The organism is Pigmentiphaga sp. MLSB6-MA01 (genome assembly GCF_058793475.1).
This window is the reverse complement of the sequence record NZ_JBXAFV010000019.1, coordinates 1-14,035: the sequence shown is the minus strand read 5'-3', so window position 1 is coordinate 14,035 and position 14,035 is coordinate 1. Positions and strand designations below refer to the sequence as shown.

Below are 14,035 nucleotides of genomic sequence, written 5' to 3'. Positions count from 1 at the left end.
AGGCCCTATTCCACCCATTTCCTGGTGGTTTTCAGCAAGGCCATCAGCAACCCGCCGCGGTCGGTTTCGTACGTAGCCGGATCCAGCGGATCCCAATCCGGATTGCCGCTGTTGAACAACGCTCCCATCACCACCGCCTCGGCCAGCTCGCGCCGTTCGCGAGCGCGCTGCTCGCGGTGCGCGGCGGCGCTGCGCAGCGAAATGGCGGACTCCTCCCGGTTGCGCAGCAGGACGGGAATCTTGCGCTCCTTCGCCGCGATTTCCTGGCCAACCTCGTGCATCAGGTCGCCAATGAACTGGCCGCACTTCTCACGCAGTTCATCCACCTCTCGCGCGAGGTATTTATCCCGCTGCGCACGCTCGATGATCTCCAGCGCCCGCTCATGCGTCATCGACATCACCTTGCGCGGCAAGGCCGCTTTCTTTTCCGGTAGGTTCATGGCTACGCTCCGATGTCACTGCGTCATGCATACAAGAATGCGGCCGGTCCACTGTCCATGCCGCATTCGTCCTTCTTCGCGCCTGGCGCGCCGGTTCAATGGGTCAATCTCAAGGCGTGCCGGCGCCCATCGTCCTTGGTCTGCGTCTCGGCCTGGACGTTGGCGCGCAGCTCGCCGGAAAAATCCGCCGCGTATTGGTTCCGCACGTGATCGCTGGTGCCGGCAGCCAGTCCCGGTGTGTTTCCGGCGGCCTGCGGGGAAGCCTGCCTGGGTGGGGGAGGAGGAGGCCGCCGGCGGCGCGAGAACGAGGGGCCCTCGTCGCTGAAGCGGCCATCGTCGGTATCGTGCTCCGAGACCGACGTGTCCATGCTTCTACGGTCCCATTCGGCGCGCCGTTCCCGAGGGTCGGCGGCTTGCGTTTGCGAAGACCCGTCCGGCCGGGGCGGAAGCGGCGGCGGAGCGGAGGGCCTCATTCCCGACGCGGGGCTCCTGTCCCCTGTCGCCACGTCCTTCCTTCGTATCCGCGGCGGTGGAGAATGGCGCACGGCGTCTTCCGCCTGGGGCCTCGCTCCCGGCATGGCCGGCACGAAGCGGTCGATTCTTGCCTCCATTGCGGAAAGACGTTGGTCCACGGACCGCTCGAAATCGGCGAATCGAGTCAAGATGTGGCCGAACATCTGCCGGAGCTCCTGTACCATCGGATCTTCCGGCCCTCCCATCGCGGGGGCATGCGGGGGCATGCCTTGGGCGGCGGGGTAGGCGGGATAGCCATGAGGGGAAGGGGGTCGGGAGTACGGCCCGGCCTGGCTGTCCATGTGCTGCCTGCGTCCTGCCAGGTAGGCATTCATGCTGGTGAAATAGTCCACTTTCTGTTCCGCCTTGCCGGTGACATAGTCATCGACTTTGACCATCAGGCGTTCAGCCCATCCGAAGGGGTTTCGCGGCGGCTGGGAGACGTAAGGGGCGCCCTGCTGGTGGGCAGGACCGCCGAAGCCGTAACCCTGGCTCCCGGTGGGTGGCATGTTGTAGCGGTTGTCGATGGGCATGATGTCGTCCTTGCAAAGGGCCCGGACCGGCGGCGGTTTGGCACAAGCCGCCTCTGTGTCGTCTATTCCATGAATGTCCCGCCAAGCCCCTTGGTTCCCGCGCCCCGGCGCTTCAGACCTCGATCATCCCCACCGGCTTGACCTTGGCATGCTGGGTCAACTCCGAGAAGGCGAATACCGGCACCGGAAAGAACTCTTCCTCGATCAACTTGCGCACCGAGCGTCGGATGTCGGCTGCCGTCACCAGGACCGGCGGGGTGATTGGCGTACATACGTTGGTACAAAGATCGTTCAGGCGGTCCAGCAAGGTCTGCTCGACTTCCGAATCGATGTCGAGATAGCTGCCCTGGCTGGTCTGGCGCATGGCGTTGCGCAGCATGTCCTCCAACTCCGGCGACAGCAGGATGACCTCGATCAAGCCGTCGCGCGAGGCCTCGAAACACAATTGGCGCTTGAAGGCCAGCCGCACGTAGTCGGCGATCACGTCCGGATCGCGCTCCTTGGGCGCCCAGTCCAGCGTGGTTTCCAGCAGCAGCCGCGCGTTGCGCAGCGCGACGCCTTCGCGCGCGAGACGCTGCACCACCTCCGTCAGGCGCGGCAGGGTGACCGACTTGAGCACCTCCTTGCCCAGTTCGGGATAGCGGCGTTCGGCCCACATGGTGAAGCGGATCACCTCGTTGACGCCGACGAACATCTGGCAATTGCGCAGCATCTCGACCTCTATGTCGGCGGCGAACACGATTTCCCAGCGCTGGCATTGGATACCAGCCTCGGACAGCCTGGCCTCGTCGTCCATCTTGACCCAGACGCGGCGCCGGCGCGAACCCGCGATGTTGCGCTCGAACGCCTGGAAACCCAGCTCCTGCACCCGCTCCAACGACTCGCGGGTGGCCCCCCAGCCAAGCATGATCTCGTCGTCCACCAGCGGCACCTCGGCCATCAGGAAATGCGCCCGGTCAGCCGGCATCGCCTGGCTGTACTCGAGTTCCACGGGTTTGATATCGGGAATGCCCCGCCGCTCCAGCATGCCGTTGCGCATCACGCGCACAGCGGTACGGATCGTCTCGGCCTCGACCGTGTTGCGCAAGGATTCCGGCAGACGCAGGATGAACGGTGTCGTGGCGGAGAAGTTGGTCAAATCGACGATGCGCGCGTTCTTTCTTTCCTGCTCCTCGGCCTCGCGCCGCATCTCGGCATCGGCCAGCGGCTTGAGCAGACCGGTCACGCCGGCGATGCCCAACCCGGCCGCCAGCACCACGAATACCGCCGACGGCATGCCGGGGACCAGGCCGAACAACAACACGATGGCCGCGGTGGTCAGCAAGGCCTTGGGTTCGGCGAACAGCTCGGCCGCGATGTCGCGTCCGATATTGGTCTCTTCGCCTTCCTCCTTGTTGTCGTTGTTCACGCGCGTGGTGATGATGCCCGCGCCGAGCGCGATCAGGAGCGCCGGAATCTGTCCGATCAAGGCATCGCCGATGGACAGGATCGAGTAGACGTGCATGGCCTCGCCCGCGTCCATGCCGCGCTGGACGATACCGATGGTGATGCCGCCGATAAGGTTGATCGCCGTGATGCACAGGCTGGCGATGGCATCCCCCTTGACGAATTTCATGGCACCGTCCATGGCCCCGTGAAGCTGGCTCTCCTGGCCCAGGTGCGCCCGCTTGGCCCGGGCTTCGTCGGCGGTCAGGATGCCCGCGCGCAGGTCGCTGTCGATCGACATCTGCTTGCCCGGCATCGCATCCAGCGAGAATCGCGCCGACACTTCCGACACACGCTCCGATCCTTTGGTGATGACGATGAACTGCACCACGGTCAGTATCAGGAAAATCACCAGGCCCACCGCCAGGTTGCCGCCCACCACGAAGTTGCCGAAGGTCTCGACGATATGGCCGGCCTCGGCCTCCAGCAGGATCAGGCGCGTGGTGGATACCGAAATGGCAAGCCGGAACAGCGTCGTCAGCAGCAACACTGCCGGAAAGGTGGAAAAGGCGGTCGGCCCGGGCATGTACATGGCCACGATCACGATCAGGCCTGAAGCGCTCAAGCTGAACGCGATCATCATGTCCAGCAGCCACAGCGGCATGGGCAGCACCAGCATGAAGACGATGCCGATCACCAACGCTGCCGCCAACAGTTCGGCGCGCTTGGCCAACTGGCCCGCGAACCGGTTGAGCAGCAGGACGATCCACATGGCCTTCATGATTTTCCTGCCCCTCCCATGCCCGGCGGCGGAAGACGCCGCAGCACCAGATCCACCCATGCCCCGTTTTCGGTGGTGCGCAACGCGCGCAACCGTTTATCGTCGACCGGCTCCATCAGTTCGGCGGCGGCGTAGTCGCACATCAGCTGCAGCCAGGAGTCCCCCGGCCAGAGCTGCAGGCAGCCCATGGCCAGGTCATACGCCGGTTCGTACTGGTAGGCATTGAGATGCCCCCAAACCAGGCCGATGGCCAGTTGCAGTTCCTGAGACGTGGCATCACTCGATCGGGGACGTCGCATGATCTTCCTGCTGTGGTTGGATGAGTTGACTTTCCGCATCGCTGCGCTTCATTTGCAGCCAGCGCAGCCTCCAGGCCACCGCCAGTTCGACGGTGCGGATGGCGCGCATCGCGGGTTCCCTGCGATCTTCCGGAAGGTTCAACGCATGTTCCACCAGCCGCTTCTGCAGGCTGCGCATGACAGCCACCGGATTACCGCGCCAGGCGAGGTTGTCGGTGCAGAGACGCGCGCCCATCAAGCGACCCAGCAGTTGCAGCGCCGGGTCGGGCGTGAAGGCGGGCGACGGCAGGGACAGGGCCTCTTCCGCGGGGAGCAGGGTCGATCGGGTCCTGGCCGCGGGCAGCGCATCGGCGGCATTGTGGATCTGCCCCGCGTCACCGACATCCACGGGATACGGCAGGCGCGCATCCCCGCTGACACCCGGCGTCAATTGAGTATCTCCAGCGCCAGCCTGAGCTGCGATGCCAATGCGTCGCCGCCCTCTTCCTCTTGCGCGCTCAGGCGACGCACCAGGTAAAGACTGCCATCATTGAACATCGACGGCAGCCAGCCGCCGGTTTCCCGCAGACGCGCGGCGCGGCGCGACAGCAGTTCCCCCGCGGTAAGCGCGGCGTCGGGCCCCACGCCCAGGGCCAGCAGGATCCGCTGTTCGGACAGGGGGTAGGCGAAGAGCTGCACGCCGCTTTCCAACGTGCTCATCGCCACCGCCTGCTGCATGCGGCACTCCCCGGCAAGCCGCAGTACCAGTTCTTCCATGGTGCCTTCCTTTCGTGACAGGGCCGGCGCGTTTCAACCGCGCTGGCGCGTTTCGCTCTTGCGCTGGCCGGTCACTGCTTCGCGCCAGAGCCGCTCGCGCAATTCCTCGCGCGAGGGATGAGCGGTCATCTCGATCTGGTATTGGTTGAGCTGACGCGTCAGTTCTTCCAGCAGATCTCGACGCGCGGCCTGTTTTTCCTGCGGCCAGAGCACCAGCGGCAACCTGGCCATGGTGTCGCGCACCAGCAGATAGACGCGGCCGCGCAAGTGCTGCGCCGGCCCGGAAAGATCGACGATCTGCCCCACCAATTGAGTAGCCTTGCCCTTGCCCCAGCCCGATTCGGCCGCGGTCAGCAGCACGACCGCGAGTTCGGCGCTGCTCTGGCGAGTCGCCAGTCGAGCCTGGTCGGCCAGGTCATTGCGCAGCGACTCGGCGGCCCAGACAGCCGAACGAACCAGGGTAAAGGCCGAGCTGTCGGCCATGGTCAACCAGTAGCGTCCCATGCTGCGCAGGGGATTGTTGCGCAAGTCCGATTTCACGGCGCCCGCCTCCTGAAATCCACGTCAGAACCCCGACATCATGCGAGAGCGCAGCGTGCCCATGGCCTGCACGCACTTGTCGGCCCCGAAATTCCTGATCAACGCCTTGAGCATCGTCAAGGGCGTCAAGGGCGTGTCCATGTTGCCCCTGGCCTTGGCGCCGATCAGGAATCGCAGATCGCGCACCGACGTCGGCATGTCCTCCGACATGGCATCGACCGCGGACACCAGCTCGTCGCTTTCCTGTAGCGCCTTGCGCAGTTCGTGCGGATGCTTTTGCACCAACTCGCTCATCATGCCGTCGAGCGTACGGCGCATGGCCTTCTTCTTGCGAGGCGGCAAGTCTTCGTTTTCCAGCGCGTGGAACGCCTCGAACAGCACGTGGTACTGCTGCAGCGGCTCGAAGTGGCGCCGCAAGTGGGACTCCAGCGCCTCCTTGCCACCGTCCCCTTCGTCGCGGGACAAAAGATCCAGCGCATCCTCCAGCGGAGCCAGGAAGGCGCCATCGCTGCCATCTTCTTTCTTGCGTCCGGTCTTGCCCGAACGCGCATTCCGTGGCGACACATAGCGCTGCGGCAGCATGGGCACAGGCACTTCCAGGCGCTGGGCCAGGCTGCGGTTGCGGTTTCCCAACCCCTCTCGCACACCGGCCTGATTGTTGATGGCATCGGGAGAGGTGAACTCGACATACCCCTGGCCGGGGGTGAAAGACTGCCACGACACCGGCCTGGACGGCTGCGGCGGCTTGGGGACCGGCGCATGTTCAGGATGATGGCTGTTCAGAGAAATGCGGGTGATCTGGTTCATGGCCTTGGGTGGCGTACATCGAAAGCCGGGTTCCATTGCCAACGCCGCACACCGGCCCTTCGGCGCGGTTCCACGCGATCGGCGCCGATTCCTCAAAAACTTTCAAAGTCTCACGAATGTTCAAGGAATGCTTTCAAGCGCCGGACACGTCGCTATCGTGCGTCCATGCCCCTCAACACACACTCATCGAACGAGTGCTTCCGAAAGGAGAACCGCATGAACATGCCCACCGATGATGCCGGCCACGATGCCCCCCACACCCGCAGCCATGAGCAGGCGGAACAGACGTCTCCGGGCGCGGCGATCGACGTCGTCGCGCTGTACTCACAGCATCGCGGCCACCTTCTGCGTTTCGTGCATCGCTATGTCGGCAACCATGAAGACGCGGAAGACGTGGTGCAGAACACCTTCATCGAGGCTGTCCGGTGTGCCCATCGGTTCTCGGGTCTGTCCAAGCCTTCGACCTGGCTGTTCGGGATCGCGCTGAACCTGGCTCGCAACCAGGTACGCCGCAATGTGGCCGATCGCTATGAGATGGTCGACGAGAACTTCATGGAGCAGTTGGTTGACGCCAATGCCGATCCCGCCATGCAGTACGAGCGGCGCCAGATCGCGCAGAAAGTGGATGACCTGCTGGATGCATTGCCGGCAAAGATCCGTTCGACCTTCGAAGCGGTGCTTGACGGCGACTCTACCTACGAGGAGGCGGCCCGGCAGCTGCAGATCCCGATCGGCACGGTTCGCTCGCGCGTGTCGCGGGTGCGCGCCGCGGTGCGCAGCGAGTACGGCGACACGCCGCCGTCCGCCGCATGACCACCCTCAGCCCGCTACTTGCCCGCGATTTCCCGCAGGCAGCCTTGCGCCAGATCGGCGGTATTGAGAATCTCGTCCATGACGCCCCGCTCCCCGCTGAGCATCCGCAAGGGGATTCTGCGCACCACGATGTAGCGGCCCTGGTCCGCATGCCACAGCAGCTCATAACCGGCGCGCTCGCGCCCGGCCAGCGCCGAAGGCGGCAAGGTGCATTCGCACGGCGGCAGCAGGCCTGTCACGCACAGGTAGAGATCGAGTCCGGCCGGCTCGACCGAGGTACGGGTCAGGATGTCGCCGATCAGCAGTTCCAATGCCGGGCGCTCCGCCGCAGCCTGCCCCGACAGGTTTGCCAGGTCCGCCAGCAGGTCCTTGACCCCCTGCCCCGTCATATCGTCCGGCCGGTCTTCTTCCAAGTTTCCTTTCCTGTTGAAAACGGGTCTTTGCAAGCCACTCTGGCGCAGTTGCACGACGGCCAGCAGGCCGCTGCACGCAGCGACTAACGTCATTTTAACCTCGGCTTGAACATGTGAATGGCGCAGCGCTCTCCCCCGGGGAGGCGCCGGATGCCGGAGAAGGGGAACCCCGGTGCGCTACTTGCGAAGCATCGCCCGGGTTCGATGCGAAGGCAGGCCGTCCTCGGGCGCGGCCCACGTGCGCGGGTCGGCATGGGCAAGCACCTGGGGCTTTAAAAAGGCCGGGTCAAGAAAATCCTGTTCTCGGTTCACGGTACTCGCCTTGACTGAAAAGAAGGCGGAAACAGCGGCGTCCGCCCGTTGCGCCGCAGGAGGACGTCAGACCGCCACCTGACCGGCCGATTCCGGCTGGCGAAACAACCACGCACAGGCACGGTCGCGTCCGAGCATGGCCTGCCGCGCCGCAACCGCAACCACGGCCTGCGCACGGCCCTGCATGGTCGGCACGCTCCTGCGGGTGGGAGCATGTCCACTCGACCGCTGAAGCGCCATGCGCCGGCCATGCACGGGTTCGGAACGCACCGCGACGCCCATCAGATCGTTGCTCGGAATCGGGCCCGCCATGCGATCGCCCGCCTCCATGCGGGGCCAACGAGCCAGCTCGGCCTCGTCGCCTGTATCCGCGCGAGCCAGGTCCCGGCGGGACGCCGACTTGCGGGCCCCCTTGTCGCCATGCGCCGGACCGCCGGTCTTCAGGAAGGCCGGACGCCGGGCCGGATGTGGCAGCGCCCGCGACAGCGGCTGCGCCGGATCGTGCCGGACGACCGCGTTGCCGACGCGCGCCTTGTTGGCGTCGCGCTGGTCATGCAGTCCCACATGGGCATGGATCATGTCCACGAGGGCCGCGCCCGACGAACCGGGCATGACGCGTTGAATACTCATGAAATCACTCCTTCATTTTCCAGCCGTGGACCCAGGTGGGCCACGGCTGGAAGACTCGCCCGGACATGCCCGCGGCAGAGGTCCGGTTCGATGCGCCAGGGATCAGGCGTGGAGCCATCCCTTGTCGCGTGCCGCACCGTAGTCGCCAACCCCCAGGGTGCCGTCGCGCTCGCCTGTCTTGGCGGACTCCAGGACATCGAATATCGCGCCATCGTTGTCCATGAAGACACGCGCGGCCAGCTTGACGTCGGGCGGAACCTCCACTCCCTTGAACGTGCCTTTCTCGGCGATCTCCTTCATCTGCTCGCGAGAGATATTTCCGCCGATCAGCGGAAGCTTCTGGAAAGCTTCCATGGTTCCGATCGCAGTATCCGCGCTCATGCCGATCCGGCCTTTCTCACGCGCCTTGGCGGCATCGTCGGCGCTCAACAGGTTGTCGTTCTTGCCGTTGACCGCGGTCTCGATCTTGTCGAACAAGCGCCCGCCATCGGCCACATAGGCCTGCGCGGCCTGCTGCACGTCGGCGGGAACCCGCTTGCCGTCCAGCGTGCCCTTCGTGGCCATCTCCGTCATCTGGTCAAAGGAGATCAGGCCGATACCATTGGTCCGCTGATACTGTTCGATGGTTTCGACCGCCTGGGTATCGCTCTTGGCGCTCCCCGACTGTCCGGGCGGCGTCCAGATCACGCCATTGAGCGACTGCCTCGGATCGCCGACGCACAAACGGCCGTCGCAGCCCGCTACCTTCCCGAACAGTTCGCCGCGGTTGGCCGTATAAATGCGGGCCGCGTCGCGCAGGTCTTCCCGCTCGTCCTGGCTACCCGGAAGCTCCCTGCCGTTCAGCGTGCCGCGGTGGGCGATTTCCTTCATCTGCAGATAGGAAAGGGGACCGATGCCATAGTCCTGCTGGAATTTCTCCACAGTCTTGACGGCGAAAAACTCTTCCGGCCGGGTCGGCGAGATCCGGTTGTTGGCGCACGAATCCATGAAGCATCCAGGCCCGACGGAAGCCAGGGTAGGTTTCTGCGACAGTTTCGAACGATCGTAGTAGTCCGGGTCGGTGGAGCCCAGCTTGCCGTCGCGCTCGCCAGTGCGAGCCTGTTCCATTCGGTCGAACAGCGAACCGCCGTTGGCCATGTAGGTCTTGGCAGCGTCACGCACCGCCTCGGGATTGCTGCCGGGAATAGGCTTGCCGTCCAGCGTCCCTTTGGTGGCCATTTCCTTCATCTGGTCATACGACAGCAGGCCGATGTTGTTGTCCTTCTGGAACCGCTGAATGGTGCCGACCGCGCTCGCCTCCGACGGCAGCATTTCGGTCTGCGGGCTCGACTTCATCGTCAGGCGGATGAGATCCTTGATGGCTTCGGGGACATTCATGTTGTTGAGCACCGAGTCCCAACCCTGGTTCCCACCCGGTTGCCCGCCGCCCTGGTAGCCGATGTCGCAGTTATCCTGCCACGGCGGACGCTGGCCCCCGCAATGGCGGGGGGCGTCGTGGCTGTCGCCGCCGCAGGGATCGCCGGCGTTGAAGGTCACACTGCTGAAGGTCACGGTTGACATAGGGAAGTTCTCCAATAGATGCAAGGTCGATCGAAATGAAGCCTTGCGGTTCAGACAAAAAAGCAGCCGCGTGCCGCGGCTGCCGGACCACGGCGACATGACCTCACAAGGAGGCCTGGGCACTTTCCTCCGCCTTCTTGATCATCCCGGTGAAGATGGAGACGTTGTCAACATTGGCCTTGGCGTCATCGGCGCTCCGAATCGACATGAGCGCGTCGCTGACGCCTCGCCTGAGCCCGGCGTTGATCGAACTTCCCGTTATCGACATCACTGCTCCTTGAAGTTGCGAGCACCGTTCTCGATGGGCCCCCCTCCCAAAGACGGCGTGACAATGGTCACTCAAGACCGGTAAAACCAAACTCGGCGAATGTCCTATTGCTGGTCGTTGATGTTCTTGGCCATCGTGGCGAAGATTTTCAGCTTCGCCAGCGAAGTCGCCTGCTGCGAGACCCACAATTGGAATTCGGTGGCATGCTGGGCACCCGCTTTCGCCGCCAAGGCGGTCGAATTCAGCACACCGTCGCGCTCATAGGAATTGCCGAGACTGCGCGTGGAAGCAGCCCATGGCTCTGGAAATGTAGACATATTCGCTCCTGAGACAGGAACGACCCCGAGGGGCCGTCCGCGCTGCACCAACGCTCAATCAACCACCGGTAAGTTGGACGCTGTGGTCGCGGCCTCCTTTCTTCAGATTGGTGTCAGCTTTCATGTTATCGACGACGGTCTTGGACGCATCGGCCGCGTAGCCATTGCTGACCGCATCCGCGGTACCAGAAGCCAAACCAGGAAGCAGACTTGCCATGATGAACCTCCATATAGAGTAGAAAAGTAGGAACCGCCGCTACCAGCAGGCGTGCGGTCCTCCATGGGTAGCGCACGTGCGCTGGGCGGTTCCACGCGCATTGGCGAAAATTTCATGCCGCGACGGCCGCACCGCATGCGGGTTCCCTGCCAGCCGCCGGGGAACCGGCGATGCCGCCGGCACCACTCATCCGCGTAGAACCGCCCCGCCTGGATGACTCCAAGGCTCCGGCGCGCGGTCGGTGCTATCCACACTCCCCCACTCTTCAAAGGAAATAGCGTGAGCGTCAATAGCGTTTCTGGCATAGGCGGCGCCGGCGGTATCCCGTCCGCAGGCGAAATGCAGGACTACTCCAACAAGCTCGGCAAGATGGATACGCAGGACTTGTTCAAGGAGCTAGGCAAGAATCTCGAACCCTGGCAGCGCGACATGGTGGCGAAGGAACTGGTCGACAGGGCCATGGGGACGAATCCGTCGCAAGGCGGTGGAGGTCCTCAGGGTGCCGGAGGTGCGCAAGGCGCCGGCGGAGCGGAGGACAGCGGCGACGAAGACGAGATCAAGAAACTGCTCAAGAAACTGATGAATGGCAGCATCTCACCCGAAGAGCTGCACAAGCTGGCCGGCATGATGGGCGTCAAGCCCGAGGACCTGGAAGCGGTCAAGGGCAAGGGCGGAGGCGACGCAGGTGGCGACGGCACCCGCTTCGACATCCAGGGCGGCTGACGCCGCTTCGTCCGGGCAATCGCCGGCGCCGCCGGCGATTGCCTTCGCTTGAACCGGAAGCGGTCGCGCGCGCGGCGAGTTGGCTGCCGAAGAAACAAGAATGGAACCAGATGCCCGGTACGGACATTCATCTGCATGGCATCCGCGACAACGACCGCCCCTCCGCCGAGCGGCGTCTCCGCGGTGGAATTCCCCCCGTTGCGCCGCGGTCGACGACCGCGTCTCCCGCCGAACAGCCCTGTTCACCGGCGCTCCGCCCGGCGACGGGCCGGCCGTTGCAGTGGTGCCTGGTCAGGCGACCGACCTAAATGGCGCGGCTGGCCGCGGCGGAACATCGCCGCGGCCGGTTTTCCGTTCCCGGCTTCGCGCCGATACGTACCGAGAGACCGGCCCCTTGCGTTGCAAGGCTCGGGGAACAAGACGGCCGGACCAATTCAACGTTCGTCAGTCCACGCGAAACGCGTCACGATGCGATTTCGTGCTGTAGAGCGATGCATCGAGCTTGCGCAACTGCGGCAGGCCATTGCCGGCCTTGGACTGGGCCGCGATGTATTCCAGGAACACATCGGCATCCAGCACGCCCACGTCCAGGCGCCGCGACGCCGGCACCGCGGCCAGCGTGGCGTAGCCGTCGCCGCCGTTGGCGTTGAAGCTCAACACGAACAGCTTGTAGGTGCGGGTGCCGTTGCCCAGGTCCAGCAGCGCCCAGTTGCCCGTGGCGCTGTCGCGCAGCTCGATGTTGGCGATGCGGCTGCCCTTGGGCCGGGTCGCGTCCACGTCCCAGCGCAATCCACCGGTGTAGGGATAAGGCCCGGTAGCGCCGGTGCCGCCATAGGTGGCCTCGATGCCATCCTCCAGCAGGTTCTTGATCTCCGTCGCGGTCACCTCCAGGCGGTACAACTGGTTGCCGAAAGGCACGACCTCGATCGCCCGGCCCGCGGTGATGTCGCCTTGCAGGGGCACCCGCACGCCGCCGCCGCTCTGCAGCGTCAGGTCGGCGCCGCCATAGGATTTCTGCGCGATCTCCAGGAAGGCCTGCGCGACGATCTGCTGGATATCGCCGCCGCGCCGGGTCACGTCGCCCTGCGCATTGCAGGCCGCGCTCGAACGGCCGTAGTCGTTCCAGCCCGCGGTCTGCGTGGGCGAACCGCCCGGCACGCGGCGCGAGCACAGTTCGTCGGGTGCCTGTGCCACGACGGTCTTGTTGAACTCGTCCACTTTCAGCTTGAACGGTTGCAACCGTTGTGCCGCCGCGGCGTTGGAAGCGGTCACCCGCAGGAAGCCGCTGGCCTGCACGTCGGCCAGGATCGCGGCCTTGTCGGACGCCCCCGCCGCCGCGCCGCCGATGGCGAAGTCATCGCCGATCAGGACATGGGGAGTCCCTTCGCACTTGCTGACCTCGCCCTTGGCATCGAACTCGACTTTCAACTCCCCCACCACGCGGCTGTATTCCCATGCCTGGACCAGGCATACCGGCTTGCCCTGCTTGTCGGTGACCCGCGTCGGATACGCGCCGCCCGGCGTCGCGCCCATGCCATAGGTGGCCGCCATCGCGTCGGGGCCGAGCAGCGTATGCGAGTCCCCGCCCACCATCACGTCCACGCCGTCGAGCTTGGCGATGATCTGCTTGTCGTAGCCGTAGCCGGTATGGCTGAGCAGGATGATCTTGTCGATGCCCTGCTTGCGCAGCGCGTCGATCTCGCGCTGGGCCGCCACCGCCTCGTCCTCGAAGACGGTGCCTTTGTCGGGGCTGGAAGAGGCCTGGGTCTTGGCGGCGATCGTCAGGCCGATGATGCCGATCTTCTGGCCGTCGCGTTCGACGATCGCCGACGGCGACACGGCGCCCGCCGCCCGCGAGGGGTGCAGCGCGGAGGCCGCGGCGAAGCTGACATTGGCGCTCAGGACGGGCGTCTTGCAGCTGCCGGCGTGGAGCTGGTCGATGAAGCCCTTCAAGCCGCTGTCGCCCTTGTCGAACTCGTGGTTGCCCAGTGCGAAGGCATCGAAGCACACGGTGTTCATCATGGCGGCATCGGGCTCGCCCACCGCGCCCGCCCGGTTGAAATACAGCGTGCCCGTCAGCGCGTCGCCGGCGTGCAGTTTCAACACGTGGGGCGACTTCGCCGCCAGTTCGTCGATCGCGCTCTTGACACGGGGAAAGCCGCCGGCCGATACCGAGACCGCCTTGCGCGAACCATCGGCCACTTTCAGTTGCAGCGTGGACGACGTGGCGTCCAGGTGGGAATGGTGATCGTTGATGTGCAGGATGGTCAGCGCCAGCGGCCTGCCGTCCGGCGCCGGGGTGACGGGAACGGGATCGTCATCGCTCGACGACAGGCAGCCCGCTGTCAGCAACACCGCAGCCAGCCCCGCGCCGGCTCCCAGGATTTTTTTCATGATCGTTGTCCGCATGTCCACAAAGGAGCACGCAGCATGGCGACCTGCCATGAAACGGTCGTGAAATTTTCATGAACTTTTTGTTTCGTCTGTAGATACCTGGTTTCATTTTATAAATTAAACCAAGCGTCAGCGACGCCAGGCGGAATCGACATTCATGTTCTTTACCCGGTCTTGTCCGGGGTGCCGGGGCCGGGGGGCGGGCGGGGCGCAGCGGAGCCGGTCCCGCTGCGCGGGACTTCCCGGTGGGGACAGGGTGGACGGGGCGGGCGCAGAACTCGGGCGGGAACAGTC

General features: G+C 64.8%; 17 protein-coding genes. 2 read left to right on the top strand and 15 right to left on the bottom strand.

The features are described 5' to 3' along the window. Positions 1-5 precede the first annotated feature (5 nt). The 8 genes from AC1Q6E_RS25240 to AC1Q6E_RS25205 all read right to left on the bottom strand — a co-directional run bounded on the left by AC1Q6E_RS25240 (position 6) and on the right by AC1Q6E_RS25205 (position 6,094). A complete protein-coding gene (locus AC1Q6E_RS25240) occupies positions 6-440 on the bottom strand; it encodes a hypothetical protein (protein ID WP_492573766.1) in 435 nt (144 codons plus the stop codon). A gap of 95 nt (positions 441-535) precedes the next feature. Then, complete coding sequence (locus tag AC1Q6E_RS25235; protein ID WP_492573765.1) at positions 536-1,486, bottom strand: hypothetical protein; 951 nt, start codon at positions 1,484-1,486, stop codon at positions 536-538. Positions 1,487-1,598: 112 nt separating this feature from the next. Next, positions 1,599-3,692, bottom strand: coding sequence for a type III secretion system export apparatus subunit SctV (gene sctV, locus AC1Q6E_RS25230; protein WP_152799646.1), 2,094 nt, complete (start codon positions 3,690-3,692; stop codon positions 1,599-1,601). After that, on the bottom strand, positions 3,689-3,991 hold the full coding sequence (locus AC1Q6E_RS25225; protein ID WP_152799644.1) for a hypothetical protein: 303 nt from the start codon (positions 3,989-3,991) through the stop codon (positions 3,689-3,691). Before AC1Q6E_RS25225 ends, sctV begins: the two co-directional genes overlap by 4 nt. After that, a complete protein-coding gene (locus AC1Q6E_RS25220) occupies positions 3,969-4,421 on the bottom strand; it encodes a hypothetical protein (RefSeq protein ID WP_152799643.1) in 453 nt (150 codons plus the stop codon). Before AC1Q6E_RS25220 ends, AC1Q6E_RS25225 begins: the two co-directional genes overlap by 23 nt. Beyond that, a complete protein-coding gene (locus tag AC1Q6E_RS25215; RefSeq protein WP_152799641.1) occupies positions 4,418-4,747 on the bottom strand; it encodes a hypothetical protein in 330 nt (109 codons plus the stop codon). Before AC1Q6E_RS25215 ends, AC1Q6E_RS25220 begins: the two co-directional genes overlap by 4 nt. Before the next feature lie 33 nt (positions 4,748-4,780). Next, on the bottom strand, positions 4,781-5,287 hold the full coding sequence (locus AC1Q6E_RS25210; protein ID WP_492573764.1) for a hypothetical protein: 507 nt from the start codon (positions 5,285-5,287) through the stop codon (positions 4,781-4,783). Positions 5,288-5,311: 24 nt separating this feature from the next. Continuing rightward, positions 5,312-6,094 carry a hypothetical protein gene (locus AC1Q6E_RS25205; protein WP_152799639.1) on the bottom strand — a complete coding sequence of 261 codons (783 nt, stop codon included), beginning with the start codon at positions 6,092-6,094 and terminating at the stop codon, positions 5,312-5,314. Positions 6,095-6,310: 216 nt separating this feature from the next. Between AC1Q6E_RS25205 and AC1Q6E_RS25200 the strand changes: the two genes are divergently transcribed. After that, positions 6,311-6,907: an RNA polymerase sigma factor gene (locus AC1Q6E_RS25200; RefSeq protein WP_492573763.1), complete on the top strand. Its 597-nt coding sequence runs from the start codon at positions 6,311-6,313 to the stop codon at positions 6,905-6,907. Positions 6,908-6,921: 14 nt separating this feature from the next. Here AC1Q6E_RS25200 and AC1Q6E_RS25195 read toward each other — a convergent pair whose 3' ends face one another. From AC1Q6E_RS25195 to AC1Q6E_RS25170, 6 genes are all read right to left on the bottom strand, one after another. Continuing rightward, positions 6,922-7,320, bottom strand: a complete 399-nt coding sequence (locus AC1Q6E_RS25195) for a hypothetical protein (RefSeq protein WP_152799635.1) — start codon at positions 7,318-7,320, stop codon at positions 6,922-6,924. 378 nt (positions 7,321-7,698) lie between these two features. After that, positions 7,699-8,262: a hypothetical protein gene (locus AC1Q6E_RS25190; RefSeq protein WP_492573762.1), complete on the bottom strand. Its 564-nt coding sequence runs from the start codon at positions 8,260-8,262 to the stop codon at positions 7,699-7,701. Positions 8,263-8,364: 102 nt separating this feature from the next. Further along, positions 8,365-9,921: a hypothetical protein gene (locus AC1Q6E_RS25185; protein WP_492573761.1), complete on the bottom strand. Its 1,557-nt coding sequence runs from the start codon at positions 9,919-9,921 to the stop codon at positions 8,365-8,367. Positions 9,922-9,925: 4 nt separating this feature from the next. Next, positions 9,926-10,090, bottom strand: a complete 165-nt coding sequence (locus AC1Q6E_RS25180) for a hypothetical protein (protein ID WP_492573760.1) — start codon at positions 10,088-10,090, stop codon at positions 9,926-9,928. 104 nt (positions 10,091-10,194) lie between these two features. Beyond that, positions 10,195-10,407, bottom strand: a complete 213-nt coding sequence (locus AC1Q6E_RS25175) for a hypothetical protein (RefSeq protein WP_152799629.1) — start codon at positions 10,405-10,407, stop codon at positions 10,195-10,197. A 58-nt stretch (positions 10,408-10,465) separates the two neighbouring features. Further along, entirely contained in the window at positions 10,466-10,624 is a 159-nt protein-coding gene (locus tag AC1Q6E_RS25170) for a hypothetical protein (RefSeq protein ID WP_492573759.1), read from the bottom strand. A 279-nt stretch (positions 10,625-10,903) separates the two neighbouring features. On the opposite strand from AC1Q6E_RS25170, the gene AC1Q6E_RS25165 reads away from it, so the two are divergent. Then, complete coding sequence (locus AC1Q6E_RS25165) at positions 10,904-11,347, top strand: hypothetical protein (protein ID WP_492573758.1); 444 nt, start codon at positions 10,904-10,906, stop codon at positions 11,345-11,347. Between the two features lie 444 nt (positions 11,348-11,791). Here AC1Q6E_RS25165 and AC1Q6E_RS25160 read toward each other — a convergent pair whose 3' ends face one another. Continuing rightward, positions 11,792-13,741, bottom strand: a complete 1,950-nt coding sequence (locus tag AC1Q6E_RS25160; RefSeq protein ID WP_492573757.1) for a bifunctional metallophosphatase/5'-nucleotidase — start codon at positions 13,739-13,741, stop codon at positions 11,792-11,794. Positions 13,742-14,035 lie beyond the last annotated feature (294 nt).

Excerpts from the sequence above, each read along its gene's own strand:
- AC1Q6E_RS25240 (WP_492573766.1), bottom strand. The coding sequence starts at position 440 with ATGAACCTACCGGAAAAGAAAGCGGCCTTGCCGCGCAAGGTGATGTCG.
- AC1Q6E_RS25235 (WP_492573765.1), bottom strand. The coding sequence starts at position 1,486 with ATGCCCATCGACAACCGCTACAACATGCCACCCACCGGGAGCCAGGGT.
- sctV (WP_152799646.1), bottom strand. The coding sequence starts at position 3,692 with ATGAAGGCCATGTGGATCGTCCTGCTGCTCAACCGGTTCGCGGGCCAG.
- AC1Q6E_RS25225 (WP_152799644.1), bottom strand. The coding sequence starts at position 3,991 with ATGCGACGTCCCCGATCGAGTGATGCCACGTCTCAGGAACTGCAACTG.
- AC1Q6E_RS25215 (WP_152799641.1), bottom strand. The coding sequence starts at position 4,747 with ATGGAAGAACTGGTACTGCGGCTTGCCGGGGAGTGCCGCATGCAGCAG.
- AC1Q6E_RS25205 (WP_152799639.1), bottom strand. The coding sequence starts at position 6,094 with ATGAACCAGATCACCCGCATTTCTCTGAACAGCCATCATCCTGAACAT.
- AC1Q6E_RS25200 (WP_492573763.1), top strand. The coding sequence starts at position 6,311 with ATGAACATGCCCACCGATGATGCCGGCCACGATGCCCCCCACACCCGC.
- AC1Q6E_RS25190 (WP_492573762.1), bottom strand. The coding sequence starts at position 8,262 with ATGAGTATTCAACGCGTCATGCCCGGTTCGTCGGGCGCGGCCCTCGTG.
- AC1Q6E_RS25185 (WP_492573761.1), bottom strand. The coding sequence starts at position 9,921 with ATGTCGCCGTGGTCCGGCAGCCGCGGCACGCGGCTGCTTTTTTGTCTG.
- AC1Q6E_RS25180 (WP_492573760.1), bottom strand. The coding sequence starts at position 10,090 with ATGTCGATAACGGGAAGTTCGATCAACGCCGGGCTCAGGCGAGGCGTC.
- AC1Q6E_RS25175 (WP_152799629.1), bottom strand. The coding sequence starts at position 10,407 with ATGTCTACATTTCCAGAGCCATGGGCTGCTTCCACGCGCAGTCTCGGC.
- AC1Q6E_RS25170 (WP_492573759.1), bottom strand. The coding sequence starts at position 10,624 with ATGGCAAGTCTGCTTCCTGGTTTGGCTTCTGGTACCGCGGATGCGGTC.
- AC1Q6E_RS25160 (WP_492573757.1), bottom strand. The coding sequence starts at position 13,741 with ATGAAAAAAATCCTGGGAGCCGGCGCGGGGCTGGCTGCGGTGTTGCTG.